The sequence below is a fragment of the Porphyrobacter sp. AAP82 genome (assembly GCF_000331285.1).
GTDB lineage: Bacteria > Pseudomonadota > Alphaproteobacteria > Sphingomonadales > Sphingomonadaceae > Erythrobacter.
This window is the reverse complement of record NZ_ANFX01000037.1, coordinates 56,130-82,731: the sequence shown is the minus strand read 5'-3', so window position 1 is coordinate 82,731 and position 26,602 is coordinate 56,130. Positions and strand designations below refer to the sequence as shown.

The window sequence follows — 26,602 nt, the reverse complement described above, 5'->3', positions numbered from 1 at the left end:
CGCCCGCTTGCACCGCAAGAGGCGCGTGGGCGGCTTGCGCGGCGGCGCGCGTTTGATAGGCTTCGCGGGATGACGACGCCCGGCCCCGCCCCTGCCCGTGCCCCTGCCCCCGCGACCGCGCCCGCGCCCGCACCCGACCAGCATGCCCTCGCCCGGCTCGGCACGGCGGTGCGCGCGCGGCTCGGTGCGGTCCCGGGCATCTACCGCGTGCCCGACGAGCGGATCGAGCTCTATGCCATCGGCAACTTCCTGACCGGCGAGGAATGCGGGCGGCTGTGCGCGATGATCGATGCCGTCGCCCGCCCTTCGGCGCTGCACGAACTGGGCTACGACAGCGGCTTTCGCACCTCCTTCTCGAGCGATCTCGATCCCCACGATGCCTTCATCGCCGGCATTTCGGCGCGGATCGATGCGGTGCTCGGCGTGCCGGCAAGCTTCGGCGAGCCGGTGCAGGGCCAGCGCTATCTGCCCGGGCAGGAGTTCAAGCCGCACAACGACTGGTTCTACACCTCCGAAAGCTACTGGCCGGGCGAGGAAGCGCGCGGCGGGCAGCGAAGCTGGACGACCATGGCCTACCTCAACACCGTCGCAGCGGGCGGCGCGACGGCGTTCGGCCTGCTCGGCATCACCATCGCCCCCACCCCCGGCGTGCTCTTGCTGTGGAACAATGCCCTGCCCGATGGCCGCCCGAACGAGGCGACGCTCCATGCCGGCACGCCGGTCGAGGCGGGGGCGAAATACATCATCACCAAGTGGTACCGCACCCGGCGCTGGCGCTGAGCGGCGGCTAGCCACGCTCGCTCACGCTTTCCTTGTCCCGGCGCGCGATCGCCCGCACATCCTCGGCCAGCGCATCGATCCGCCGCGCCAGCCGCAGGATTTCAAGCTGGGTGCGCAGATTCACCTCGTAATCGTGGCGCGCGGTGATGCGGTCCTTCATCGCCTGGCGATTCTGGCTCATCAGGATCACCGGCGCCTGCACCGCCGCCAGCATCGAGAGCATCAGGTTCAAGAAGATGAACGGGTAGGCATCGAAGGGCGCGAAGCCCAGCGCCGGCAATAGGCCCGAATTGAGCGCCGCCCACACCACCAGCACCGCGCCGAAACCGATGATGAAACCCCAGCTGCCGCCGATTGCCGCGACCCGGTCGGCGAGCCGGTCGCCCCATGTGGTGTGGGCCTGCGCCAGTTCATCGGCATCGCGGCCGGTGAAGCTGCCCGCCGCGACATGCTTGAGGACGCGCTGCTCGTCCGCCTGCAGATCATCGTAATCCCGGCCCAGAAGTTCGCGGGCGAGCATGTGCGGATCGGGGCTGCGGCGGGTCATCGGCGGGTCATGCCTTGGCGAGCGCCTCCGCAATCAGCGCGCGGGTGGGCGCGATGCCGTAGAGCGCGATGAAGCTGCCCATGCGCGGGCCCTGTTCGCTCCCGAGCAGGGTTTCGTAGAGCGCCTTGAACCAGTCGCGCAGCGCGGCAAAGCCGAACTCTTCGATCTTGCCGATCTCGTAGACGATGGTCTGCAAGTCTTCGGCGCTGGTGGCAGGGTCGGCCGCTGCAAGCGCGGCGTCGAGGGCCTGCAAAGCCCCGACCTCGCCGCCGGCCGGAGCGCGCTTTTCCAAGGTGGGCGCGACAAAATCGCGGTTGAACGCCAGCGCGCGGCCCACCAGCGCATCAAGCGCGGGGTGCGCCTCGGGCGTGGCATCCGCGACATAATTGCCCAGATAGGACCACACCGCCTCGCGGGTCGCGCCCGCGCCGAGCACGCCGACGAGGTTCAGCAGCAGGCTGAAGGGCACCGGCAGGCTCTCGCCCTCGCCCGGAGCCTCGGCGCCCTCATGGCGCTGGTTGGCGCGCAGCAGGTGCCACACCGGATTGCCGAGCCGCTTGTCCACGTCCTGCCCCGGAATGGCGGCGCGGAACTGCCAGTAATCGTCGACCGCCTTGGGGATCACCCCGGCATGGAGCTGCTTGGCGCTCTTGGGATTGGCGAAGATGTAGAAACCGAGGCTTTCGGGGCTGCCATATTGCAGCCATTCCTCGATCGACAGGCCGTTGCCCTTGGTCTTGGAAATCTTCTCGCCCTTGGCATCGAGGAACAGCTCGTAGATCAGGCCTTCCGGCTTGTTGCCGCCCAGCACGCGGGCGATCTTGCCCGACTGGATGCCGCTGTCGGTCAGGTCCTTGCCATACATCTCGTAATCGACGCCCAATGCCACCCAGCGCATCGCCCAGTCGACCTTCCACTGGCACTTGGCCATGCCGCCCAGGGCCGATTGCTCGACGATGCTGCCATTCTCGTCGGTGAAGCGGATGATCCCGGTGGCAGCGTCCACCACTTCGATCGGCACCTGCAACACCGCGCCTGTCGCCGGGCTGATCGGCATGACGGGGGAGTAGGTCTTGCGCCGCTCTTCTCCCAGCGTCGGCAGCATGATGTCCATGATCGCGCCGAAATTGGTCAGCACCGCCTTCAGCGCATCGTCGAACCGGCCCGAATTGTAGCAATCCGAGGAACTGACGAACTCGTAATCGAACCCGAAGCGATCGAGGAAATCGCGCAGCATCGCGTTGTTGTGCGCGGCGAAGCTTTCGAACTTCCCGAAGGGATCGGGGATGCGCGACAGGGGCTTGCCGAGGTGCACGGCCAGCATCGCCTGGTTGGGGACGTTGCCGGGGACCTTCCTGAGCCCGTCGAGATCGTCAGAGAAGGCCACCAGCCGCGTCGCCGCCCCGCCGGTCAGCACCTCGTAGGCGCGGCGCACAAGGCTGGTGCGCAGCACTTCCTGAAAGGTGCCGATATGCGGCAGGCCTGAGGGGCCGTAGCCGGTCTCGAACAGCACCCCGCCGGGCTTGCCTTGCGGCAGCCGCTTGGCAAGGCGCTGCGCCTCCTGGAAGGGCCAGGCCTTGGAATTTTGCGCTGCGGCGATGAGGGCGTCTTGCGTGATCGTCATTGTGGGGCGGCTATTACGGGGCTCGGGGCGGCTGGCAAGGGGATTGGCGCGCGCAAAGTTCACGAAGTTCACACCGTGTGAAGCGCAATCCTACAGGCTTTTGTCAATTTATTCAGATATTTATTGATATATTCCGAAGTTCACACTGTGCGCGCGCGTTGTGGCCTTCGCGCTTTGCCTTTCGTCCTGCCCGCTATACGCCGCGCGCGGCATGTAGGACAGCGCCGATGCCGGGCGGGCAAAGCGCGTGGCGGCGGCGTTTACATCGCCGCGCGGCGCGCCCAATGATGCCGGCGTGACCCTCCCCGATCCGCTTGCCGACGCCTTGGCCCTGCCCGCGCTCCACGCCAGCCACGGCGGCCACTGGCTGCGCTCCCCCTCGGGCACGACGCAGGCCGTGTCCAAGGGCGATGCGGTCATGGCCGCCGCCGATACGCCCGTGCTGATGCTCAACGCGCCGCTGGTGGCGAGCCGGCTGGGCTATCCCGACCTGTCGGGACTGGACCTGCTCGAGGCCTTCGCCTTCATCCACCCCGCGCGTTTCTGCGTGCCGACCCCGCGCGGCCTCGCCGAGGCGCTGGGACTGCCTGTGCCCGAGAGCGATGCCGCCGTGCCCGAACTGCTCCAGCGCGCGGGCGCGGCGCTGATCGCCGTCTGCCGCGACCCCGAATGGTTCGAGCGCGAGGGCGCGTGGAGCGCGGTGCAATCGCTGGAACGCCTGCGCTGGCCATGGGCGCAGGTCTTGCGCCCGCACATCGCCAAGCCCGAGCGCGCCGAACGCTGGCTGTTCGCGCGGCTGCCCGAATGGGAGGAAGCGGGCGAGCGCCCCGCCCCGCGGCAGGTCGAACTCGATCCGCAGGCGGTGCAGGCGCAGCTCGCGCGGCTCACCGGCGAGGGCGCGGAACAGCGCGAGGGGCAGCGCGCCTATGCGGCCGATGTCGCGCGGATCTTCGCCCCGCGCCCGGCCCCGGGCAGGCCGCACCTCGCGCTGGCGCAGGCCGGGACGGGGATCGGCAAGACTTTGGGCTATCTCGCCCCCGCCTCGCTGTGGGCGGCCTCAAGCGGCGGCACGGTATGGGTCTCGACCTTCACCAAGAACCTGCAACGCCAATTGCGCGCCGAAAGCCGCCGCGCCTGGCCGGTCAAGCGCGCCGACGGGACGCCGCCGGTGGTGGTGAGGAAGGGGCGCGAGAACTACCTCTGCCTCCTCAACCTCGAGGACGCATTGCAAGGCGGCTTTGCCGGCCGCCCGGCGATCTTTGCGCAGCTGGCCGCGCGCTGGGGGGCCTATACGCGCGATGGCGACATGATCGGCGGCGACCTGCCCGGCTGGCTCGGCACGCTGTTCCGAAAGCGCGGGATCGCCGCGCTCACCGACCAGCGCGGCGAGTGCATCTATGCCGGCTGCCCGCACTACCGGAAGTGCTTCATCGAGCGCGCCGCGCGGGATTCGGCGCAGGCCGATCTGGTGATCGCCAATCATGCCCTCGTCATGGTCAACGCCGCGCGCGCCCGCGATCCGAACCAGCGGCCGACGCGGCTGATCTTCGACGAGGGCCACCACGTCTTCGACGCCGCCGACAGCACCTTCGCCGCCACGCTGAGCGGGCAGGAGACGATCGAGCTCAGGCGCTGGATCATCGGCCCCGAGAAGGAATCGCGCGGCCGCCGCCGGGGCCTCGCCGCGCGGCTGGCCGATGTGGCGAGCTATGACGATGCGGGCGCCGAGGCCATCGCGGCGGCGTGCAAGGCGGGGCAATTGCTCCCCTCGGACGGCTGGCTCCAGCGGCTTTCCGAGAACAGCCCCTTCGGGCCCTTGGAAGCGCTCCTCGCCGCGGTGCGCACCGCCACCTATGCCCGCGACGAGAGCGGCGGGCAGGAGGCAGGCTACGGGATCGAGACCGAGGCCGCGGGCCTGCCGGGCGAGGTGATCGAGGCGGCGGGCGCGGCGTCCGAAGCGCTCGCCAGCATCCGCGTGCCGCTGATCCGGCTGGGCGGCAGGCTCGAGGCGATCCTTGCCGAGCCGCCCGACTGGCTCGACGCGCAGGGCCGCGCGCGCATCGAAGGCGCGCGGTTTGCGCTCGCCTGGCGGATCGACCTCGTCGCCGCATGGGAATCGCTGATTGGCCGGTTGGGCGGCCCGGCCGATCCCGAGTTCGTCGACTGGCTCGCGGTCGACCGTTCGGATGCGCGCGAGTTCGACGTCGCGATCCACCGGCGCTGGCTCGATCCGATGAAGCCGTTTGCCCGCGTGGTGCTCGAACCCGCGCACGGCGTGCTGCTGACCAGCGCGACGCTGACCGACCGCACCGAGGATGACAGCAAGTGGGACAGCGCCATCGCCCGTTCCGGCGCGGAGCATGTCGCGGTCGCGCCGCTGCTTTCGGCCGCGACCAGCCCCTTCGATTACGCGTCCCGCGCCGAGGTGCTGATCGTCACCGATATCGCCAAGGGCGACCTGCCTGCCCTCGCCGGAGCCTATGCGCGGATCATCGAGGCCAGCGGCGGCGGCGTGCTCGGGCTGTTCACCGCGATCCGCCGCCTGCGCGCGGTGCATGGCCGCATTGCCGACCGGCTCGCGCGGGCGGGCCTGCCGGTCTATGCCCAGCATGTCGACCCGATCGACACCGGCACTCTGGTGGACATTTTCCGTGACGATCCGCGCGCCAGCCTGATCGGCACCGATGCCCTGCGCGACGGGGTGGACGTGCCCGGCCACTCGCTGCGCTGCGTCGTCATTGAGCAGGTCCCCTGGCCCCGCCCCGATATCCTCCACAAGGCGCGGCGCCTGGCGGGCGGCGGTTCTGCCTATGACGACCGCATCATTCGCGCGCGGCTGGCGCAGGCCTTCGGACGGCTGATCCGCAGCAAGGACGATGCCGGGCACTTCATCGTCCTCAGCCCCGCCTTCCCCTCGCGGCTCCTGCCCGCCTTCCCCGCCGGCACGCCGGTGCTGCGCGTCACGCTCGATGAGGCTTTACAACGGCTCGGCTCTGGTGTTCTGCATAGCCCGAGCGAGCACGCCGGAGGAGCCTTGCAGCGATGAAGATTCTGGGGCTCCTGCGCCACGCCAAGTCCGACTGGGACGATACCAGCCAGCGCGATTTCGACCGCGGGCTGAACGCGCGGGGCCGCAAGGGCGCAGTGCTCATCGGCCAGCATATCCGCGACCACGGGGTCAGGTGGGACAAGGTGCTGGCAAGCCCGGCGGTGCGCGTGAAGCTGACGCTGGAAGGCGCGCTGCCCGAGGTCAGCCCGATCTACGACCAGCGGCTCTATCTGGCGAGCTTCGACACCATCGTCGAGACGATCGAGGCCCACGCGGGCACGGGTGACGGGGAAGCGAAAGCGATCCTCATTTCCGGCCACAACCCGGGCCTGCAGGACGTGCTCCTCGAACTGGTCGCGCCCGCCAAGGAGAACGCGCTGTTCAAGGAGGCGGTCGTGAAGTTCCCGACCGCCGCCTACGCCGTGCTCGAATGCGATATCGCGCACTGGAGCGAGTTGAAGCGCTACTGCGCCGAGCTGGTCTACTTCGCCCGGCCCCGCGATCTTGATCCGGCGCTGGGGCCGGAGGGCTAAGCCCCCCCTGCTCCGGCCCCCTCCCGCAGCGGGAGGGGGCCGGACCCGCGCATTATCGGCAAGCGATGCGCCGCCGATCAAATTCAGGACCCCGCCGTTGACGGTCGTCGTGCCCATGCCGGTGCCGTGATCGTCGTCGCGCCGTCGTAGGTGTTGGCCTGGAAGAGCGTGAGGAAGCCCGCCCCGCGCTTGATCACCGAGCCGCTGCCGCTGATCACGCCGTTATAGGAGATGTTGTCGGAGCGGTTGAATTCGAGAATGGAGTTGTTGACGATCGAGGTGCTGGTGATCGATCCGGTCGTGCCGCCATCGCCGATTTGCAGCGTGCCGTCGCTGATCGTGGTGGCGCCGCCGTAGTTGCTGGTGCCGGTCAGCGCGAAGGTGCCGGTGCCGGTCTTGGCGAGAGCGCCGGCTCCACCGATGACCCCGGCAAAGGTCGTCGAGGTGTTGTTGCCGCCGGTGGTGAAGACCGCCCCGGTTCCGATATTGACTGTGCCCGTCCCGGCCAGCGAACCGATGGTTTCGGAATTGGTGACGAAGAGGCGCGCGCCCGCACTCATGCTGACCGCGACCGTATCGGCCAGCGCCGCCCCGAAGACCAGGTTCAGATCGCCGCCGTTGATCGTCAGCGGCCCGGTGAACGAGTTGGTGCCGGCCAGATTGAGCAGCCCGGACCCGGTCTTGGTCACCCCGCCTGTGCCCGTGATTCTGCTGCTCACGGTGGTGGTGGAATTGCCCGTCTCTTCCGCTTTGAAGGTCAGGGTCGAAGTGCCGATACCGATATCCCCACTGCTGATGCCGAGGAAGATCCGGTCGGTGACCGTGATCGTCGCATCGCCTGCCAGCGTGACACCGCCGAACAGATTGACGCCCTGATTGCCCGAGGTGGCATCGGGCTCGATCCGGATCGCGCCGCCGCCGTTCACACCGGTGCCGGTGATCGTCAGCGCTTCGGTGATGGCGAGGTTCGGCGAGGATCCGACGATCAGCAGGGTGCCACCGCTGCTGACGATCGTTCCGGCTGCGGCGCTGCCGAGCGCGTTGGCACTGCCGATCTTGAGCGTCCCGCCCGACACCGTGGTCTGCCCGGTGTAGCTGTTGTTGCCCGTCAGCGTCAGCGTGCCGGTGCCCTGCTTGGCAATGCCGCCAGTCCCGGCCACCTGGATACTGCCGCTGAAGGTCGAATCCAGCGCGCTGCCAATGGTAAGGTTTCCACTGGTCTGGATGAAAAGGGTGCCGCTGCCTGAAAGCCCGCCGATGGTCTCGCTGCCCGCCACCAGCGCAGCCGATGTGCCTGCATCGAGAATCAGCAGCCCGGTGTCGGACAAGGCGGAGCCGAACCCGAATTGCAGACCGCCCTGCTTGATATGGGTATCACCCGTATAGGTGTTGGCCCCGAAGAGTCCGAGAAAGCCGCCCCCTTCCTTGATGACCGAGCCGGTCCCGGTGCGGATCGAACCGCTTTGGATCACGGTTGTGCCACTGCCGCCAAAGGTCAGTGTCTGGCCCGTTCCGCTGACGGTGCTGAAGATGGACAATCCGACATCGGATTCGATCCGGCTGTCCGAGGCGAGCGTTACGCCAGCAAACAGGAGTGGGACCTGTCCCAAGCCGCGCAACGCCCCTGTGCCGTTCTGGCCCGTGCCGTTCTGGCCCGTGCCGTTCAGCGTGATGCTGGCTGACGCGGCCAGAAGGTCGCGAACAATGAGGGTGCCGCCGCTCTGCACATCGATGTTGCCGGTAACGTTGCCGCCAAATTCAACATCAACCGTGCCCGTGTCCGAGATGGTGATGTTCGACGTCAGCCGGTCGGCGAGCGAAAGCACACCGGCCGAGATATTGGTCTCACCCCAGGTGACCGCGCTGACAACGCGGGGCTGACTGGGCACCGCACTCGAATCGATGACCACCACGCCCGTGCCCGAAGGCAGCATGTCGATGTTCCAGTTGGTCGCGGTTGCCGGGTCGGTGCTGGTCTCGCCGTCCCACACGACGGTTTCGGCAAAGGCCTGTGAAGGCATCAAGGCCAAGGCGGCCGCGACCGGGATCAGGGCGGTGCTGGTGAGGAGGGAAGCAGACTTGGACTGGGCGCGCACGCGCGACGAAACCTGCGCGGATGCGCGGCGCGATTCGGTAAACATATTAATTTTCCCCCCGGTTAGTTAACCTGCGTTAACCTCTTTTCGGCAATCTCAAAAGTGACAAAATATCAACTGAGAGGATTTCCGTTCCTGCCCGCGTCCGGGCACCCTAGAGCAGCACCGGCCCTGCGGGCGGCGCGGCGGGCTTGCGCTGCGACCATGGCTCGGCGGTGCGGGCGATCGCCAGCGGACCTGTCCAGGCGCGGCACAGCGCGTGCGCCTCGGCGGGGGGCGTGGTCAGCCAGCGGCTCTGATCGGCAGGGGCCAGCAGCACCGGCATCCGCTCGTGCACGGCGGCCGCATCGCTGCCCGCGCTGGCGGTCATCACCATCGCATAGCAATCGCCCCATTCATCGGACGGCCGCCATACGCCCGCCACCGCGAACAGCGGCGCATCGGGGAGCGACAGCCCGCCCGGGGACAGCCACGTGCGCGTCATGCGCCCCTTGGGCCCCTCGGCCTCGGCCCACGCCTCGAGCGGGATCAGGCAGCGACGGTGCTGGAAGGCATGGCGCCAGAAGCCTGTCGTTAGCTTATCTTCCCTCGCGTTGTTAACCGGCCTCGGCTTCAGGGGCTGGCCCTTGGCGCCCTTCAGCACCAGCGGGAAGCCCCAGGTCATGGGCCGGACCGCGCCATCGGCCACCACGAGGCCGGTGTAGCCCGGATAGACCTCGGCCGCGAAATTGGCGCCGCCAGCGCCCTCCACCGCCCCGAACCACGCCGCGACCTCGCTGGGCGGCTTGGTCATGCGGTAGAGGTTGCACATCGGCTCAGGCGTTCCCGACCACGTAGCACGCCGCCGCCATCAGCGCGCCGGCCCAACGGTTGGCGCGGAACCGGGCGAGCGGGTTCATCGGATAATCCGTATCGAGGCTCGCCACCTGCCATGCCAGATGCCCCGCCACCGGCAGCAGCGCGAAAAGCGCGAACGGATCGGCGCGGTAAAGCCAGAAGGCCAGCGCCCACAAGCCGATGGCGCCGGCATAGAAGGCGGCGATCCCGCCCTTGACCCGCGCCCCCATCGCCAGCGCCGATGAGCGGATGCCGACCATCGCGTCATCCTCGCGGTCCTGGAGCGCATAGATCGTGTCATAGCCGATCACCCAGCAGATCGCACCGGCATAGAGCGCCGCGAGCGCGTCCCAGTTGTCCCACCTGAGCTCGCTCCAGCCGACCAGCAGCCCCCAGTTGAACACCATGCCGAGCCACGCCTGCGGCCACCAGGTGATGCGCTTCATGAAAGGATAGGCGGCGACCAGCGCAAGGCTGCCGAGCGCAACGGCCTGCGCCTGCCACCTGAGTTGCAGCAGCACGACGAGGCCGACGAGGCAGAGGCTGACGAGCCACGCCCACGCGGCCTTCTTCGACACCCGCCCGCTTGCGACAGGGCGCAGTGCGGTGCGCGCGACCTTGGCGTCGAGATCGGCATCGACGATGTCGTTATAGACGCACCCCGCCCCGCGCATGGCGATGCTCCCGAGCAGCAGCCAGCCGAGCAGCACGGGCTGCCACCCGGCCCCCGCCAGCCACACAGCGAAGACGCAGGGCCAGAACAACAGCCACCACCCGATCGGCCGGTCGAACCGCGCCAGCAGCGCCAGATCGCGCGGAAGCTGCGGCAGCCGCGCGACGAGGCCGCGATGCTCGGTGTCGGGGACAATGGTGTCGGTCATGCCGCCTCCGCCCGCGCCGCGCGCCAGCCGATCGCCGCCAATACCAGCATGGCCGCGTTGCCCGCGAAATCGAGCATGCCGATGCTCGTCAGCACCGGCTCGCGATAGTGGAACCAGTAATTGAAGCCGAAGAACGGCAGCAGCAGCACGGCGAACACGGCAAAGCTGCGCGCGCTCCAGCGCGTCACCAGCACCATCAAGCCGAACAGCAGCGCCTGCGCGCCGAAGCAGGCGATCGCAAAGCGGGTCAGGAAGGCGCTGTCCTGATAGGCCGGCGTGATGGCGAGTGCGATCACGCTCGCAGGGGCAAACAGCGCCCAGCCGCCCAGCGTCAGGAACACGGCGGCGATCAGGAATTGTGCGGTTCGCGCGGACATATCTTGCTCCCTAGCGCCGCAAGCGCCTAGGGCCAAGCCATGCCCGCCACTCCCGCATGGCCCCCGAAGAGCGCCCCGCGCCTGTTCGTCGCCGAGACCCTAGCGGCGGGCGCGGCTGTGCGGATCGAGGGCAATGCGGCGCATTACCTCGCCCGGGTGATGCGGGTGGCGGCGGGCGATGCCGTGATCCTGTGCGACGACATGACCGGCGAATGGGCCGCGCGGGTGACGGATGTGGGCAAGCGCGATGTGATGCTCGAAGTCGCCGCGATGCTGAGGCCCCGCGAGGCGGTGCCCGATCTGTGGCTGTGCCCGGCCCTGCTCAAGAAGGACCGCTTCGACTTCGTGCTCGAAAAGGCGACCGAACTCGGCGCAGGCCTGATCCAGCCGCTCGTCACCCGCCGCTGCGTCGCCGACAAGCTCAACCTGGAGCGCGCCCGCGCGATCACCACCGAGGCCGCCGAGCAATGCGCCCGCACGGCGCTGCCGCAGCTGGCCGAGCCGGTGAAGCTCGACGCGCTGCTCGCCGATTGGCCCGAGAGCCGCGCGCTGTTCTTCGCCGACGAGAATGGGGGCGAGCCGGCAGCAGAAGCGTTCCGGGACAGCAAGGGCGCCCCCGCCGCGATCCTCACCGGCCCCGAAGGCGGCTTCGACGATGCCGAACGCGCAGGCATCAGGGCCCTCCCGCAGTCCCGCTCGATCACCCTCGGCCCGCGCATCCTGCGCGGCGAGACCGCCGCCATCGCCGCGCTCGCGCTGTGGATGGGCACGGCAGGAGACTGGTAGCGGCGCCCCGCCCGGCCGATTTTGCAAGACAAACCGGCTTCCCATGCGCAAAGGCGATTTTGCCTTTTCAGCGGCAGTTCAGTTTTATAAAGCAACCGGCCAGAGAGGGCCCGAACACGCCATGAGCACACGCGACGCTTCCACCGCCGACGATCCGGTGATCGAGGGCTTCGACCAGTTGGTCGCCCCGATGATCGGCGGCGAAAAGCCTCCGACAAGTTGGCGCATCGGCACCGAGCACGAGAAGCTGGTGTTCAAGGCCGCCGATCACCGCGCGCCCGCCTATGACGAGCCGTGCGGTATCCGCGACCTCTTGAAGGGCATGGAAAAATTCGGCTGGAGCCCGGTGGAAGAAAGGGGCCCGGATGGAACCAGAAACGTCATCGCACTGAAGGGCGCGGACGGCGCGGTCAGCCTTGAACCGGCGGGCCAGCTCGAACTGTCGGGCGCGCCGCTTGAAAACCTCCACCAGACCTGTGCCGAGACCGGGCGGCACCTTGCGCAGGTCAAGGAGATCGGCGAGCAGTGCGGCGTCGGCTATCTCGGCCTCGGGATGTGGCCCGACAAGACCCGCGCCGAACTGCCGGTCATGCCCAAGGGCCGCTACGAGATCATGCTCAGGCACATGCCGCGCGTGGGCACCATGGGCCTCGACATGATGCTGCGCACCTGCACGATCCAGGTCAATCTCGATTACCGGTCGGAAGCCGACATGGTGAAAAAGTTCCGCACCAGCCTCGCGCTGCAACCGCTGGCGACCGCGCTGTTTGCCAATTCGCCCTTCACCGAAGGCAAGCCCAACGGGTTCCTGTCCTACCGCTCGCACATCTGGTCCGATACGGATCCGGCACGCACCGGGATGCTGCCCTTCGTGTTCGAGGACGGCTTCGGCTACGAGCGCTGGGCGCGCTACATGCTCGACGTACCGATGTATTTCGTGTTCCGCGACGGGAAATATATCGACGCGGCCGGCCTCAGCTTCCGCGACTTCATGCAGGGCAAGCTCAGCGTCCTGCCCGGCGAGCGCCCGACGCAGTCCGACTGGTGGGACCACCTTTCGACCGCCTTCCCCGAGGTGCGGCTCAAATCCTTCCTTGAAATGCGCGGTGCCGATGGCGGCCCGTGGAGCCGCATCTGCGCGCTGCCGGCTTTCTGGGTCGGGCTTCTCTATGACCAGGGCGCACTCGATGCCGCATGGGACCTCGTCAAGGACTGGTCGATGGAAGAACGCGAGCGGCTTCGGGGCGAAGTGCCGCGCCTCGCGCTCGCCACCCGCGCGCCGGGCGGCGGCACCTTGCAGGATCTGGGGCGCGAGGTGCTCGCAATCGCCCATGCCGGGCTCAAGGCGCGCGCGCGATTGAATGCGGCCGGAGACAACGAGACCGGCTATCTCGAAACGCTCGACGAGATCGTCGCCAGCGGCAAGGTGCCCGCCCAGCGCCTGCTCGATGCCTATCATGGCGAATGGAACGGGAATATAAGGCGGGTCTACGAACAGTCCTTCTAGGGACGGCGTGACGGGGGGAGAGGCGATGATCCGGTTACTGGCGCTGCTGCTGCTGCTGCTTTTCGCGGTCCCCGCCCGCGCCGCACCCCCCGCCCCCGATACCGCCGCGCTCGAGGCGCGTTTTGCCGGGGACGCCGCGCGCCATGTGCGCGACCTTTACGACCTCTATTCCAAGCGCGGCGTCACCTCGCCCAAGATGTCCGATGCGACCATTGCCGATGTCGCCGCCTACCTTGCCGAACAGCGCGACGATTCGAGCCCCGGCTATCCCGAAGGCAGCGCGGTGCTGTTCTATGCCCACCAGGGCGACCGGCTGGCGATCTACCTGATCGGGCGGCAGGGGATCATCGCCTTCCACGAAACCCGCGTGACGCCGGAAGATTTGCGCGCAGCCTCGGCCTATTACCGCATCGACCTCGATGTCGACGGGATTGCGCGCAGCCGGGCGCCGGTGTGGACGGGCAAGGGCGCCCAGCCGCCCGCCCCCGTGGTCTCGGCCAGCAGCGCGGACCGCAAGACACCGATCACCGACATCCTCCTGCCCCCCGCGATCCGGACCGCCTTGCTGGATGTGCGCCATCTGGTGATCGTCGCGGGCGGGGTGATCGCCACCAACCCCTTCGCCGCCTTCCCGCTGACGGATACCGAACAGTTGGTCGACCGGATGAGCCTCACCGTTTCGGCCGGGCTGTTCGACCTTGACCAGATGATCCGCCCATGGCGCGGCAAGTCCGAATTTGCGGGCCTGCTGGTGGTCGGCGATCCGCGCGTGCCGGCCTCGCCCGACTGGCGCGTGCCGCCGCTGCCGGGCGCGGCGAAGGAAGCGCGGATGCTGGCCGAGCGGGCCGGGGTGCCCGCGCTGATCGGGGCCGAGGCGACCAAGGCGGCGGTGATGGACCAGATGTCCTCGGCAGGCATGCTCTACTTCGCCGCCCACGGCGTCTCCAACCCGCGCTCGCCGCTCGATGGCGGCTACCTGATGCTCGCCGGACCCAGCCCTGCCGAAGCCTTCCTGGCCGCTGGCGAGGTGCAGCAGATGGATCTCTCGGCCGATCTGGCGGTGCTCAGCGCCTGCAAGAGCGGGCTCGGCTTCGCGCATGATGCCGGCGTCATCGGCCTCGCGCGCGCCTTCCAGAAGGCGGGCGTGCCGCGCGTGGTGATGAGCCTGTGGAGCGTCAGCGACGAGGCGACGCTCTATCTGATGGACCGCTTCCAGCTCCACGCCATGGACCACGTCCCGGCCGAGGCGCTGCGCCTCGCCATGCTCGATACCCGCAAGATCCACCCGGACCCCGCGCTATGGGCGCCCTTCACCATGTTCGGCACCCCGCGCTGAGAACACCCCACAAGGAGAGAGACATGCTGATCGTTCTGGCCAAGGCACAAGTGGGCGAAGGCGCGATGGCGCCGGCAATGGCCGCGATCGCCGAGATGGTCGCCGCCTCCAATGCGGAAGGTGGCTGCATCGCCTATGCATTCACCCAGGACGTGCTCCAGCCCGGCGTGCTCCACATCGTCGAGAAATGGCAGGACGAAGCCGCGCTCGCCGCGCACTTCGCCACGCCGCACATGGCCGCCTTCGGCGCGGCAATCGCGGGGCTCGATTTCACGGTGATCGAAGCGCTCAAGTTCCACACCGACGAAGGCGCGCCGGTGATGTAGCCCCGGCAGGGGGACCTACTCCGCCGGGAAGCCCTGCGGGTCTTGCCGGCGCACCTCGCCCGCCCCCAGCAGGCGGCGCTTCAGCCGGGCGAGCGGCGCGGTGACGAGGCCGTAGTGCTCCATCCACGCGTGGTAATCGCGGTATTTCGGATCTTCGGCGAGGAGATGCGCCTCCTCGGTGCGGGCGCGCCAGTAGTAGATGGCGTTGACCGCGAGCAGGAAGATGCAGTTGCGCAACGGCTCGATCCAGCCCTCGGCGGTCACCATGAAGGGCAGCACGCTCGCCCACCAGAACAGGTTTTTGGACAGGTAGGCGGGGTGACGGGTGAAGCGGTAGGGGCCGTTGGTGAGCACGCCGCGATAGGTGAGGTTCGAAAAGCGGATGCCGAACACCACCGTCGCCCAGGCATAGACGCCGGTAAGCAGCACCAGCAGGCTGCCCCATGCCCATAGCAGCACCATGTTCCCGGCAAACCAGTGCGCCCAGCCCGGGGTGGCGAATTCGTAGCTCAGGATCTGGTTGTCGGGCCCGATGATCCCCCACACGAAGGGCGGATAGCACAGCAGTGCGGCAAGCCAGCCGGCAAGGAAGGGGTTGCCCGAACGGATGTGGGAATCGAGCGGCCGCAGCGTCAAGAGGTAGCCCACGGTGCCGATCTGCACGTCGACCAGGAACAGCACCGTCACCAGCAGCATGACGAAATCGACCGGGTTCGCCAGCAGCGCGGCCGGGCTGGCCGCCACCACCTGCGCAAAGCCCGGCGGGAGGATCGAGATCATGAAGGCGCCGAAGAAGCCCTTGATCGCCCAGGCGCGCCAGTGCTTCGCGATCGCCGCGCCGTCCCACTGGTCGCGGCCCGTGACCCCGCCGCCCGCGACGAAGGCGCCGAAGTGGAAGCACCCGTCGCGGGGCTCGACAAGGTAGCGGTCGAGCCAGATCACATAGGGCACCGACAGCACCACCAGCGGGAAGATGGCAAAGCTCAGCACCTCCATCGCGAACAGGTAATTGCCCGACCAGTACCACCGCCCCAGCGCATAGAAGGCGGCGAGCAGCGCCCAGGTCGACCACAGGCCGACCAGCTTGATGACGGCAATGGGCATGACTTCGGCAAGCGGCCGGCGGAGGCTCCAGTCGATGCCGGTCGAGGGGCGCAGGTGGACCTTGTCGACAAGCACCGACCACGCCGCCATCGGCACGGCGGTAAAGACCATCGCGGTGAGCGCGGCATAGGGCCCCGAAAGCACGCCGCGCGCGCCCGACAGCCCGCCGCCAAGGCCGAGCATCGCGGCGATTTCGGGGTAGGAACGGCAGAACGCGATCCAGACGATCAGGCCCGCCAGCCCCGCCAGCCCGACGCCGATCGAGACATCGCTGCGCACAGGCGCGGCGGGAACGGGGGGTTCGGACGCGGTCATCACCCCCCGCGCCTTACACGCAAAGGGTTAACAGCCTGCCGCAAGCCCCCCTTTGCCGCTTGGGGCAGCGCGGGGCCGCCCGCCTACTTCCAGGCGTGGATCGTGCCGCTGTCGTCGAGCACGAACAGCATCCCGTCGGCCACCACCGGGGCAAGGCTCACGGCCGCGCCGATATCGGCGAACAGCGAGGCCGAGCCTTCGCCCGCGCTCACCTTCCACAGCTCGCCGCGCGAACTGGCGACCCACAGCTGGCCGCCGGCAAGCACCGGGCCGGTCCAGAAGATCGCGCCTTCCTTGTCTTCCTCGTCCTTGTAGCGCTGGAGCTGGGTGATCCACCGCACCCGCCCGCTCGACCGGGCGATGGCGAGCAGGCGCGCGTCATCGGTGAGGGTGAAGATCCACTCGCCCGCGATCGCGGGGGTGGAAATGCCGGCGAGGTTGAGTTCCCAGATGCGCTGGCCGCTGACCAGTTCATAGGCCGCCATGCGCCCGCCCTGGCCCAATGCATAGACACGGCCCGAATCGATGATCGGATCGGCGTCGATATCGGTGACCGAGCCGACCGTGGTCGAGATATTGGTGCGCGCGAGGGCATCGGACCACAGCGAACGGCCGTTCTCGTAGCGATAGGCGGTAAGCTCGCCGCTCGAATAGCCGGCGACGATCGTGCCCTGCCCGGCCGCGGGTGCGGCCACACCGAAGACGCCCGACTGGGTGTTCGAACCGCTCTCGTCCCAGACCAGCGCGCCATCGGCGAGCGCGAGCGAGATCAGCTGGTTGTCCTGCGTCATCACGAACAGCTGGCCAAAGGCGATGGTCGGCGAACCGCGCAGCGGACCGGCGGGCTTCACCTTCCACAGCACTGCGCCGGTATCGGCGTCGAGCGCCCGCACCTCGCCCACGCCGTTGGTGGCGTAGAGCTTGCCGCCCTCGAAGCTGACCCCGCCGCCGAAGGCCGAGGGGCGCATGTCCTTGGTCATGCTCGCGTCGTTCTGGAGCGACCAGAGCCGGGCGCCGGTGTTCTTGTCGAAGGCGCTGATGACGCCGTCGGTCCCGGCCACGAACAGCTTGCCCGCGCCGATCACGGGCGCGGCGGCAAGGCGCTCGCGGTTGCTGGAACCGGCGATCTGCGCGCTCCACACCTTCGCGGGGGTCTCGGCAAGGGCGAGGTGGCCGTAGGACTTGCTCGCCGCACCGCCCGCCTGCGCCCATTCGGGATTGGCGCGCTGCGGCGGCAGGACCACCGAGATCCCGGCGAGCGCAGGGTCGACCTCGGCGCCGCTTTCGATGCGCGAGAGGATCGGCACGCGGTTGCCCACGGTCGGCGTGGTCTTGTCCTTGCCGCCGCCGAACAGCCCGCCCTTGCAGCCCGAAAGGCCCGCCGCCAGCACGCCCGCCAGCAGCGCGGCGCGCAGGATTTTGCTTTTCATCATGAGCGCTTCAATTCCCATCCCTCGATCATTGTGCCGCAGGCGCGGGCTGAGCCGCCGGTGCGTCTGCGCCATCGCTCTCGGACGTGACCCCTTCGTCCTTGAGCAGCTTTTTCACATCGACGATCGCGTCGACACCCATCAGCCCGGCCATCTGGCGCGCGCGGCTGCGCAGCGTTTCGGGCAGGTCTTCGTCCTTGGACATTTCCGAAAACAGCTTGCCCGCTTCGGCGCGGTTGCCCGCTTCGAGATGCGCCATCGCGACGAGTTCGCCCGCCGAGCCGAAATAGGGATTGCCGGGCTTGGCGAGACTGCCGAGCTGCGCGATCACGTCGGCAGGCTTCATCATGTCGTAATTGATGCTGACTTCGCGCAGGCGGGCAAGATCGCGCAGCGCTGCCGGCGTGGTCGGATCGGCGGCGATCTGCTTGTAGAGCCCGCTCGCCTTGGCCCTGTCCCCGCCTTCCAGAGCGGCCGCCGCCTGGATGAACCGCGCCGCAGCGCGCGCGCCGGGCGAGCTGTCGTCGCCGAGCAGCCCCGCAACCTTGTCCGAAGCGCTCTTGAAATCTTCCTTGTCGGCAAGGTCGAGCGCGGCGATCACCGTTTCCGAATGCCGTTCGAGCTCTGCTTCGGAAAAGTGGTGCCAGATCATGTACCCGCCAAGCGCCGCGACCAGCGCCAGCACGCCGCCCAGCACCTTCACTCCGTGCTTGCGCAGGAATTCGAGCAGCGCATCCTCGCGCACCGCCTCGTCGATCTCGCGGATCAGCACCTCGTCCTCGCGCGAGGGGGCGGCAGGGCTATCGGGGGAGGTGATGGGAAGTCGCGCCATGGTGGCCTTGGTGTCCTGCTGAATGTCTTTGCGCCGCGCTCTTTAGGCAGGTGGACGCCCGCGCGCAATGGCAGCGGCCCTCACCGGCGGAGAGATGGCGGCGGCGGGTTGAACGGGGGATGAAGCGCGCGCCGGGCTCAGAACGCGCGGCCCATGGCGCGGCCATAGACGGCCTCGTAGGCGGATTGCATCACCGCAAAGTCGAAATTCGCCCGCGCGCGCGCGCGGTTGGCCGCGCCGAGCCGTGCGCGCAGCAGCGGATCGGCGGCGAGCTTCACGAGCGTCTCGCCCAGCCTGGCAGGATCGCCCGGCGGGGTCAGCAGCGCGGCATTGTCGGGGGCAAGGATCGCGCGGATATCCCCCACGTCGGTCGCCGCCACCGGCACGCCCGCGGCCATCGCCTCGACCACCGAGAGCGGGAATTGCTCGGACGCCGAAGACAGCGCGAAGATATCGAACAGGCCGGCCACCCTTGCCGGATCGACATTGCCCGGCAGATGGACGCGCGCGGCGATGCCCCGGGCATGGGCCGCGGCAAGGATCGCCGCGCGCTCGGGCCCCTCGCCGCAGATCACGAGGTGCCATTCGGGGGGCAGCACGGCGAACCCTGCGACCAGATCGGTCAGGCGCTTGACTGCGCGCAGGCCCGCGAGCGTGCCGACCCACAGCTCACCTGCGCCCTTGGCGATCGGCAGCGCAGCGGGATCGGGCGCGGCGGCAAAGGCGGCGGTGTCGATGCCGTTGGCGATCCTGACGAGCCGCTTTGCCGGCTGGCGCCAGACCTCGCGGGCGATCGTCTCGAGCTGCATCGAGGGCACCACCAGCGCCGCCGCCCGCCCCAGCGCGGCGCGGCGGTAGAGGTTGCGCGACCGGTTCAACCGGGCCGCCTCGTCGGCATTGAAACCGTCCTCGTGGTGGACCAGCGGGGGGAGCTTCAGGAGGCCGCCATAGACGCGCTGCGCCATCACCGCGTCCATCGCGCCCCAGTTGTAGGTGAGGACAAGGTCAAACCCGCGCATCGCCCGCGCGAGGTCCGCCAGCCGGCCCGGCGTCGGCCTGCCCTTGAGCGAGGGGAAGCCTTGCGGATAGTCCACCGGCACATCCGCGCCGACCAGCGCGGCCGCCCCCATGGCCTGCGGCTCCGCCGAGACGATGGTGTGATGCAGACGCGGCCCCCAGGCGTTCATCAGCCGCGCAGCGCGCACTTCCTTGCCGCCTGCCGCGAAGGTCGAATGAAGGTGCAGGATGCGCGGGACGGTGCGGGGGACGGTGCGGGGGACATGCGGCCCCGCCGCGCTGCTCACTCCGCCGCGTCCAGCAGGGCGAGGATCGCCTCGCGCACCGCAGGCTCGTCAAGCGTCGGGGCGTGGCCGACATCGGGGACGGTGATGGTGCGCATCTTCGGATTGCGCACCCCCATCTGCTTGACCGTGTCGGCGCTGAGCAGGTCCGACAGCGCGCCGCGCACCAGCAGCATCGGCACGCCGGTCAGCGCCTCGTAGGCGAGCCACAGGTTGGGCGGCGCGGCATTGCCGGGCTTGGCGAAAGGTTCGGCGATGGCCATGTCGTAATCGAACACGATCCGCCCGTTCTGGCTCACCACCATGGTGCGCTTGGCCATTTCGAGCCACTGGTCGAGATCATAGCGCGGGAAGGCGACGCCGTGCGCTTCGGACAGGCCGCGGGCGGCGTGGACCCAGGTGGGGTAACTCCGCCCCTGCCCGACATAGCCCGAAATGCGCGAGAGCCCGGCGCTGTCCACCTCGGGGCCGATATCGTTCATCACCACCGCGCTCATGCGCCCGGGCTTCATCGCTGCCATCAGCATGGTCATCAGCCCGCCCATCGAGGTGCCGACCACCGCGAAGCGATCGATCCCCTGTTCGGCGAGCAGCTTTTCCACATCCGCGACATAGGTGACAGGCGAATAGGTGTCCGAATCCGGCGCGTAATCGCTCATTCCCCGCCCGCGCATCTCGGTCACGATCACGCGGCGGGTGGCGCAGATGGCCTCGGCGAGCGGGCCGAAATCGCGGGCGTTGCGGGTCAGGCCGTGCATGCACAGCACGGGCAGCTTGTCCCCGCCCGCGGGCCCGGGATAGTTGCGGTAATGCAGGGTCAGGCCATCGCTGCTGGTCCAGTAGCGGTCTTCGTACAATGCGGCCATCTGCGCCGGTATTCCCTTCCCTCAAAGGGCCGCGCGCCTTGCGCACCGCCCAGCTTGCGCCCACTATCGCGGGATGAGCGAGGGACTGCAACACCCGGATGCATCCGGAACCTATCATCCCGATTCCGCCATCCTGGCGCTCGCCGGGTGGCTGGGCGATCCGGTGGCGGCGGCGGACTTTCCCGAAACGGTCCTGCGCTGGCGCAATGACAGGGCGGCGGCAAGCGTGGGCCTCGCGAGCCTGAGCGATGCGGCATGGATGCAGCACTTCGGCCGCTTCGCGCCGCTTGCCGGCAATCTCCCCGGGCCGCTGGCGCTGCGCTATCACGGGCACCAGTTCCGGGTCTACAACCCCGAGATCGGCGACGGGCGGGGCTTCCTGTTCGCGCAGATGCGGGGTGCCGATGGCCGGCTGATGGACCTTGGCACCAAGGGTTCGGGCCAGACGCCGTGGAGCCGCGCGGGCGACGGGCGCCTGACGCTGAAGGGCGCCGTGCGCGAAATCCTCGCGACCGAAATGCTCGGGGCGCTCGGCGTCAACACCTCCAGGACCTTCAGCGTGATCGAGACCGGCGAGGCGCTCCACCGCGGCGACGAGCCCTCGCCGACCCGCTCGGCGGTGCTGGTGCGCCTGTCGCATTCGCATATCCGCATCGGCACCTTCCAGCGGCTGCTGGCGCTCGAAGCGACGGGCGAGATGGCGCAGCTGATCGCCTATTGCCTTGCCCACTTCCCCGCCCCGCCCCCGCCCGAAGACGCGCCCGACCGTGACAATCCCGCGATCCGGCTGATGCACGCCGTTACCGAACGCATGGCCGATCTTGCCGCGAGCTACATGGTGGCAGGCTTCGTCCACGGGGTGCTCAACACCGACAACATGAACGTGACCGGCGAGAGCTTCGACTACGGCCCGTGGCGCTGGCTGCCGGCGTGGGAGCCGGGCTTTACGGCGGCCTATTTCGACCATGCCGGGCTCTACGCCTTCGGCCGCCAGCCCGAGGCGCTGCACTGGAATTGCGGGCAGCTGGCGGTGGCCTTGCGCCTCCATGCCGAAACCGCGCCGCTGGTCGCCGCGCTCGAACGCTTCGGACCGCTCTACATGGCGAACGTGGCGCGGCGGTGGTGCTGGCGGCTGGGGGTCGTCCCGCTGGGGATCGAGGCGGACACCGCGCTCGTCGCTGCCTGCGAGGCGCAGATGCGCGAGGGCGGCATGCAGCCCGATGCCTTCTTCTTCGCGCATCGCGGCGGGCGGGGCCTGCCCGAGGCCTTCGCCCACTACCAGCCGGCAGGCGAGGCGCACCCCTACTGGTCCGATCCCGCCCCCCAATCGATGCTGATCGGCGAGGTCGAGGACATCTGGGCCGCGATCGACCGGCAGGACGACTGGGCCCCGCTCCACGCCAAGATCGCCGGCCTCAGGCGCATGGGCGAGGCGCATGGCCCGCCGCCCCCGCCCGCGGGACATGCGTAGCCGGCTCACCCCTATCTTTTCGGGTCCGCCCGCTATACATGCGCGCATCCGCGGGAGCAGGAACGAGAACAGGCAAGCATCGCTGGCGTGACCGACACCATCCTCATTTCCCACGAACCGGCCACCGGAGAGGAATTGTGGCGCGGGCCCGTTTCCGATGTGGATGCGGCGGTCTCGGCCGCACGCCGCGCCTGGGCGGCGTGGGCAGCGCGCCCGCTGACCGAGCGGATCACCATCCTGCGCAGCTTTGCCAACACCGTGCGCCGCGATGCCGACAGCTTCGCCGATCTGGTCGCGCGCGAGGCGGGCAAGCCCCTGTGGGAAGCGCGCAGCGAGATCGACGCGGTGGTCGCCAAGGTCGACATCGCGGTCCAGGCCTATGCCGAACGCACCGGCAAGAAGAAGTTCGATGCCGGTGTCGGGTCGAGCGCCGCGCTGCGCCACAAGCCGCACGGGGTGATGGCGGTGCTCGGGCCCTTCAACTTCCCCGCGCACATCCCCTGCGGCCATATCGTGCCGGCGCTGATCGCGGGCAATGCGGTGGTGTTCAAGCCTTCGGAAAAGACCCCCGCGGTGGGCGAGGCGCTGGTCGCTGCCTTCCACGGCGCGGGCGTGCCGACCGAGGTCATCCAGTGCGTGATCGGCGGGCCGGACCAAGGCAAGGCGCTGGTCGCCCACCCGGGCACCGACGGGGTGCTGTTCACAGGCTCGGTCCAGACCGGCATCGCCATCAACCGCAAACTCGCCGCCAATCCGGGCAAGCTCGTCGCGCTCGAGATGGGGGGCAACAATCCGGTGGTCGTCACCGACACCCCCAAGCTCGCCGATGCCGCCGCGATCATCGTCCAGAGCGCCTTTGCCACCGCCGGCCAGCGCTGCACCTCGGCGCGGCGGCTGATCGTGGTCGAGAGCGTCTATGACGCCCTGATGGCCGAACTCGTGCCGCTGGCAAGGAAGCTGATGGTCGGCGATCCGCTGGGCGAACCGCAGCCCTTCATGGGGCCGGTGATCGACAATGATACCGCCGAACAGCTGATGGAAAGCTTCGTCGCGCTGATCACCGCGGGCGGGCGGGCGCTGCTGCACATGCGCCGCTCGCTGCCCGCCCTGCCGTTTCTCAGCCCCGGCATCATCGACGTGACCGAGGTGCCCGACCGGCCCGATATCGAGCTGTTCGGCCCGCTCCTGCAAGTGATCCGCGTCCCCGATCTCGACACCGCGATCACCGAGGCGAACAACACCCGCTTCGGCCTCTCGGCGACGCTGATCGGCGGCAGCCCCGAGGATTACGGGCGCTTCTGGGCCAATATCCGCGCCGGGATCATCAACTGGAACGTGCCCACCACCGGGGCCTCCTCGAAAGCGCCCTTCGGCGGGATCGGCCTTTCCGGCAACCACCGCCCGGCCGCCTATTACGCCGCCGACAACAGCGCCTATCCGGTTGCCAGCACCGAAATGGACCAGCCGCGCGCGGCGATCATGATCGGGGTGAGGAGCTAGCTGCTCCGGTAGACCAGCGTCACGCCGGTCAGGCCATTGGCGGCCTGCCTGAGGCTCACCACCAACCGCTCCGCCCCCGTGCCGCGCGCTGCAATGCTGTCGCCGGGCGCGGCGTAGCGCCGGGACGAAAGCCCGGCGCGCGATGCGCGCACGTGGTGGTATTGCAGCACCTCCGTGCCCGCGGCGGGGGTGAGATAGCGGATGATCCGCACAGCGCAGCCCCTGGCAACGCTCCCCCCAGCCTGCACCACCATCGCGCGCGGCGGGATCTGCGCCGGCGGCGGCAGGCTGGCGGCAAGTGCGAAATCCTCCTTGAGCCCCTCGGCGCAGGTGCCCCCGGCCCCGACCGCGCCGAGCAATTCCTCCGCCCCCGACATCGGCCCGAACACAACGCCGCCCGCCGCCTTGCTGGCGGGCGGCAGATCCGTCAGCGTGCCGCTTTCCAGCAGCTCGATCCGCATCGCCGCGCGCGCGGCGGCGGCGGCCTCGGTGCTGCCGGCCAGCACCGGCAGCGCGGTGCTGTCGGCAAAGCCGATCGCGGCATTGGCCTCGTTGCGGCTGGCCAGATCGGGGTCGGTCATCAGCGGATCATGGAGCGCCCGGGCGATCACCGGATCGGCGGCAATCTCCCCTGCCCCTGGCGCAGCCCCGCCCCCGCCCGGCCCGCAGGCGGCCAGCAGGGCACTGAATCCCACAGGGATGAAAGCACGGCGCATCGCCCGCCCCTCGCACGCGAATGGTTAACTTGCCCCTCACCGCCCGCATGAAAACGCCCCCGGGGTCAGGGGACCCCGAGGGCGCTTCCCACGCAGGGGCAAAGGAACCCGCGCGTGCCGGCAGCCATTGGTGGGATGGCTGCAAGAGCGATTTCGTTCATCTGTAAAGACGCGTGCCTGAACGAATCGCCCCGACGCCTGAAAGCCGCAGTTCAGCGAGCGCGCCGCTTGCGCAGGCCGCCTCGCGCCCCTAACGCCGCCCGGCATGACCACGCAGCAACCCGCAGCCGAGGCCTCCGGCCCCACCGCCTCAGGGCCGCTTGCCTCAGGTCTCGCCCCCGCGCTGGGTGCCTATCTGATCTGGGGCTTCCTGCCGCTCTACCTCGTGCTGGTGAAGCGCATCCCGGCCTTCGAATTCGTCGGCTGGCGGATCATCTGGACGCTGCCGCTGTGCCTCGCCATCGTCGCCTGGCGCCGCCAGTTTCCCGAACTGCGCGCCGCGCTGGCCAGCCCGAAAAGCCTCCTCGCCCTGCTCGCCAGCGCGGTGCTGATCGGGATCAACTGGTTCGTCTACATCTGGGCGATCATGGCGGGCGAGGTCTATGCGACGAGCATCGGCTACTACCTCAACCCGCTGCTCAACGTCCTGCTCGGCACGCTGGTGCTGGGCGAGACGCTCTCGAAGCGCCAGTGGCTCGCGGTCGCCATCGCCGCGCTGGCGGTGGCATTGCTGGCGGCGGGCGCTCTCACCAGCCTGTGGCTCAGCCTGAGCCTGGCCCTGAGCTTCGGCCTTTATGGCCTTGTGCGCAAACAGGTTGCCGTAGGCTCGCTCCCCGGCCTGACGATCGAAAGCGCGATCCTGCTGCCCGTCGCCGCCGCCGTCACGGGGTGGTTTGCGATGGGCCCGCAAGGTTCGGCCTTCGGGCAGGATTGGTGGACGAGCGCGCTGATCGTCCTGTCCGGCGTGGTCACTGCCGTGCCGTTGCTGCTGTTCGCGATCGCGGCGCGGCGGATGGATTATTCGACGCTCGGCTTCATCCAGTATCTCTCGCCGACGATCGTGTTCTTCCTCGGCCTGTTCGTGTTCCACCAGCCATTGGCACCCGAAAAACTGGGAAGCTTCGTGCTGATCTGGATCGCGGTCGGGATTTTCGTCTGGGACCTGTGGGCGAAGCGCAGGAGTGTTTGATTTGCGATCGCGCTGGCGCGAAACGCAGACCCCCCGCCCCGCCGCCCCACCCGACCACCTATCGTACCACTTTGCTATGGTGGCCGGGCGGGGCGGCGGGGCGGGAGGTCTGCGCCACCGAAAGTGGCCGAAAACATGGACTCAGCCTAGGAATTTCCAGCCCAGCACCTGCCCGCCGTGCCACGGCACGATCTCCTCGCCCGTCACATGGAGACACGCGGGCACCGGCACCTCGGCGCGTTCCAGCGTCACAGTGTCCTCATTGACCGGCAGCTTGTAGAAGATCGGCCCGTGGAGCGAGGCGAAGCCTTCGAAGTTGCCGAGCGCGCCCTCTTCATCGAACACCGTGAGGTAGCTTTCCAGGGCAAAGGGCGCGCCGAAGATGCCTGCGCAGCCGCAGGCGGTCTCTTTCGCGCGGCGAAGGTGCGGGGCCGAATCGGTGCCGAGGAAGAATTTTTGCGAACCGCCCGTTGCCGCCTTGCGCAGGGCGAGGCGATGCGTCTCGCGCTTGGCGACCGGCAGGCAGTAATTGTGCGGCTGGATCCCGCCCACCAGCATCGCATTGCGGTTGATGTGCAAGTGCTGCGGGGTGATGGTGGCCGCGACATTGGGCCCGGCCCCGTTGACGAAATCGACCGCGTCGCTGGTGGTGATGTGCTCGAACACGATCCGCAGGCTCGGGAAGGCGACCACAATCGCCCGCAAGTGCCTCTCGATAAAAGCCTTCTCGCGGTCGAACACGTCGACGTCGTGATCGGTCACCTCGCCGTGGATGCACAGCACGATATCCTCGGCCTCCATCCGCGCGAGGACGGGGTAGATCTTCTCGACATCGGTCACCCCGGCTGCCGAATTGGTGGTGGCGTTGGCGGGATAGATCTTGGCGGCGGTGAACACGCCCTGCGCCGCGCCGCGCGCGAGATCATCGGCATCGGTGGTGTCGGTGAGGTAGCAGGTCATCAGCGGCTCGAAGGCCACGCCTTCGGGCACCGCCGCGCGGATGCGCTCGCGATAGGCGGCGGCGAGCGCAGTCGTGGTCACCGGCGGAGTGAGGTTGGGCATCACGATCGCCCGGGCAAACTGGCGCGCGGTATAGGGCACGACCTCGCGCATGATGTCGCCATCGCGGAAGTGGAGGTGCCAGTCATCGGGGCGGCGGATCGTGAGGCGGTCGGTCATGGCTTCCCCTTAGCGAGGCA

Annotated in this window: 23 protein-coding genes; 10 read left to right on the top strand and 13 right to left on the bottom strand. The window is 68.7% G+C overall.

Going from position 1 to position 26,602, the window contains the following annotated elements; genetic code table 11:
• Positions 1 to 69 precede the first annotated feature (69 nt).
• Positions 70 to 780 carry a prolyl hydroxylase family protein gene (locus D620_RS0112260; RefSeq protein ID WP_017666113.1) on the top strand — a complete coding sequence of 237 codons (711 nt, stop codon included), beginning with the start codon at positions 70 to 72 and terminating at the stop codon, positions 778 to 780.
• A gap of 7 nt (positions 781 to 787) precedes the next feature.
• Here the strand turns inward: D620_RS0112260 and D620_RS0112255 are convergent, their stop codons facing one another.
• Together D620_RS0112255 and D620_RS0112250 are read right to left on the bottom strand one after the other, a co-directional pair.
• Entirely contained in the window at positions 788 to 1,327 is a 540-nt protein-coding gene (locus D620_RS0112255) for a DUF1003 domain-containing protein (RefSeq protein ID WP_017666112.1), read from the bottom strand.
• Between the two features lie 7 nt (positions 1,328 to 1,334).
• Complete coding sequence (locus D620_RS0112250) at positions 1,335 to 2,951, bottom strand: lysine--tRNA ligase (RefSeq protein WP_017666111.1); 1,617 nt, start codon at positions 2,949 to 2,951, stop codon at positions 1,335 to 1,337.
• A 418-nt stretch (positions 2,952 to 3,369) separates the two neighbouring features.
• Here D620_RS0112250 and D620_RS0112245 point away from each other — a divergent pair, with 418 nt between their 5' ends.
• Both D620_RS0112245 and D620_RS0112240 read left to right on the top strand, forming a co-directional pair.
• Positions 3,370 to 5,997 carry an ATP-dependent DNA helicase gene (locus D620_RS0112245; RefSeq protein WP_233992072.1) on the top strand — a complete coding sequence of 876 codons (2,628 nt, stop codon included), beginning with the start codon at positions 3,370 to 3,372 and terminating at the stop codon, positions 5,995 to 5,997.
• Complete coding sequence (locus D620_RS0112240; protein ID WP_017666109.1) at positions 5,994 to 6,533, top strand: SixA phosphatase family protein; 540 nt, start codon at positions 5,994 to 5,996, stop codon at positions 6,531 to 6,533. The genes D620_RS0112245 and D620_RS0112240 overlap by 4 nt, the downstream gene beginning before the upstream one ends.
• A gap of 83 nt (positions 6,534 to 6,616) precedes the next feature.
• On the opposite strand, the gene D620_RS0112235 is transcribed toward D620_RS0112240, so the two are convergent.
• From D620_RS0112235 to D620_RS0112220, 4 genes are all read right to left on the bottom strand, one after another.
• Positions 6,617 to 8,674 carry an autotransporter-associated beta strand repeat-containing protein gene (locus D620_RS0112235; protein WP_017666108.1) on the bottom strand — a complete coding sequence of 686 codons (2,058 nt, stop codon included), beginning with the start codon at positions 8,672 to 8,674 and terminating at the stop codon, positions 6,617 to 6,619.
• Between the two features lie 109 nt (positions 8,675 to 8,783).
• A complete protein-coding gene (locus tag D620_RS0112230) occupies positions 8,784 to 9,440 on the bottom strand; it encodes an SOS response-associated peptidase (RefSeq protein ID WP_017666107.1) in 657 nt (218 codons plus the stop codon).
• Positions 9,441 to 9,444: 4 nt separating this feature from the next.
• The gene (gene ubiA, locus D620_RS0112225) at positions 9,445 to 10,347 is read right to left on the bottom strand and encodes a 4-hydroxybenzoate octaprenyltransferase (RefSeq protein ID WP_017666106.1); all 903 of its coding nucleotides are present in this window, start codon (positions 10,345 to 10,347) and stop codon (positions 9,445 to 9,447) included.
• Positions 10,344 to 10,724 (bottom strand): hypothetical protein, encoded by a 381-nt coding sequence (locus D620_RS0112220; RefSeq protein ID WP_017666105.1) that lies wholly within the window; start codon positions 10,722 to 10,724, stop codon positions 10,344 to 10,346. The genes ubiA and D620_RS0112220 overlap by 4 nt, the downstream gene beginning before the upstream one ends.
• A 39-nt stretch (positions 10,725 to 10,763) precedes the next feature.
• On the opposite strand from D620_RS0112220, the gene D620_RS0112215 reads away from it, so the two are divergent.
• The 4 genes from D620_RS0112215 (at position 10,764) to D620_RS0112200 (ending at position 14,679) form a co-directional block, all read left to right on the top strand.
• Positions 10,764 to 11,510 carry a 16S rRNA (uracil(1498)-N(3))-methyltransferase gene (locus D620_RS0112215; RefSeq protein ID WP_017666104.1) on the top strand — a complete coding sequence of 249 codons (747 nt, stop codon included), beginning with the start codon at positions 10,764 to 10,766 and terminating at the stop codon, positions 11,508 to 11,510.
• Between the two features lie 121 nt (positions 11,511 to 11,631).
• Positions 11,632 to 13,017: a glutamate--cysteine ligase gene (locus D620_RS0112210; protein ID WP_017666103.1), complete on the top strand. Its 1,386-nt coding sequence runs from the start codon at positions 11,632 to 11,634 to the stop codon at positions 13,015 to 13,017.
• Between the two features lie 25 nt (positions 13,018 to 13,042).
• Positions 13,043 to 14,353, top strand: coding sequence for a CHAT domain-containing protein (locus tag D620_RS0112205; protein WP_017666102.1), 1,311 nt, complete (start codon positions 13,043 to 13,045; stop codon positions 14,351 to 14,353).
• A 23-nt stretch (positions 14,354 to 14,376) separates the two neighbouring features.
• A complete protein-coding gene (locus D620_RS0112200; protein ID WP_017666101.1) occupies positions 14,377 to 14,679 on the top strand; it encodes a putative quinol monooxygenase in 303 nt (100 codons plus the stop codon).
• A 15-nt stretch (positions 14,680 to 14,694) separates the two neighbouring features.
• On the opposite strand, the gene D620_RS0112195 is transcribed toward D620_RS0112200, so the two are convergent.
• The 5 genes from D620_RS0112195 to D620_RS0112175 all read right to left on the bottom strand — a co-directional run bounded on the left by D620_RS0112195 (position 14,695) and on the right by D620_RS0112175 (position 20,527).
• Positions 14,695 to 16,098: a methyltransferase family protein gene (locus tag D620_RS0112195; RefSeq protein WP_017666100.1), complete on the bottom strand. Its 1,404-nt coding sequence runs from the start codon at positions 16,096 to 16,098 to the stop codon at positions 14,695 to 14,697.
• An 83-nt stretch (positions 16,099 to 16,181) separates the two neighbouring features.
• Positions 16,182 to 17,531, bottom strand: coding sequence for a PQQ-like beta-propeller repeat protein (locus D620_RS0112190; protein WP_026092184.1), 1,350 nt, complete (start codon positions 17,529 to 17,531; stop codon positions 16,182 to 16,184).
• Positions 17,532 to 17,556: 25 nt separating this feature from the next.
• Positions 17,557 to 18,360, bottom strand: a complete 804-nt coding sequence (locus D620_RS15315; RefSeq protein WP_017666098.1) for a tetratricopeptide repeat protein — start codon at positions 18,358 to 18,360, stop codon at positions 17,557 to 17,559.
• Positions 18,361 to 18,497: 137 nt separating this feature from the next.
• Complete coding sequence (locus D620_RS0112180; RefSeq protein ID WP_017666097.1) at positions 18,498 to 19,664, bottom strand: glycosyltransferase; 1,167 nt, start codon at positions 19,662 to 19,664, stop codon at positions 18,498 to 18,500.
• Entirely contained in the window at positions 19,661 to 20,527 is an 867-nt protein-coding gene (locus tag D620_RS0112175; RefSeq protein WP_017666096.1) for an alpha/beta fold hydrolase, read from the bottom strand. The genes D620_RS0112180 and D620_RS0112175 overlap by 4 nt, the downstream gene beginning before the upstream one ends.
• A gap of 73 nt (positions 20,528 to 20,600) precedes the next feature.
• Between D620_RS0112175 and D620_RS0112170 the strand changes: the two genes are divergently transcribed.
• The gene (locus D620_RS0112170; RefSeq protein ID WP_017666095.1) at positions 20,601 to 21,998 is read left to right on the top strand and encodes a protein adenylyltransferase SelO family protein; all 1,398 of its coding nucleotides are present in this window, start codon (positions 20,601 to 20,603) and stop codon (positions 21,996 to 21,998) included.
• An 87-nt stretch (positions 21,999 to 22,085) separates the two neighbouring features.
• The gene (astD, locus tag D620_RS0112165) at positions 22,086 to 23,498 is read left to right on the top strand and encodes a succinylglutamate-semialdehyde dehydrogenase (RefSeq protein ID WP_017666094.1); all 1,413 of its coding nucleotides are present in this window, start codon (positions 22,086 to 22,088) and stop codon (positions 23,496 to 23,498) included.
• Here the strand turns inward: astD and D620_RS0112160 are convergent.
• Positions 23,495 to 24,193: a hypothetical protein gene (locus D620_RS0112160; protein WP_155800142.1), complete on the bottom strand. Its 699-nt coding sequence runs from the start codon at positions 24,191 to 24,193 to the stop codon at positions 23,495 to 23,497. The two genes, astD and D620_RS0112160, sit on opposite strands and share 4 nt — an antisense overlap.
• 286 nt (positions 24,194 to 24,479) lie before the next feature.
• Between D620_RS0112160 and rarD the strand changes: the two genes are divergently transcribed.
• Complete coding sequence (rarD, locus tag D620_RS0112155) at positions 24,480 to 25,403, top strand: EamA family transporter RarD (protein ID WP_017666092.1); 924 nt, start codon at positions 24,480 to 24,482, stop codon at positions 25,401 to 25,403.
• A 141-nt stretch (positions 25,404 to 25,544) separates the two neighbouring features.
• Here the strand turns inward: rarD and pyrC are convergent, their stop codons facing one another.
• The gene (gene pyrC / locus D620_RS0112150; RefSeq protein WP_017666091.1) at positions 25,545 to 26,582 is read right to left on the bottom strand and encodes a dihydroorotase; all 1,038 of its coding nucleotides are present in this window, start codon (positions 26,580 to 26,582) and stop codon (positions 25,545 to 25,547) included.
• Positions 26,583 to 26,602 lie beyond the last annotated feature (20 nt).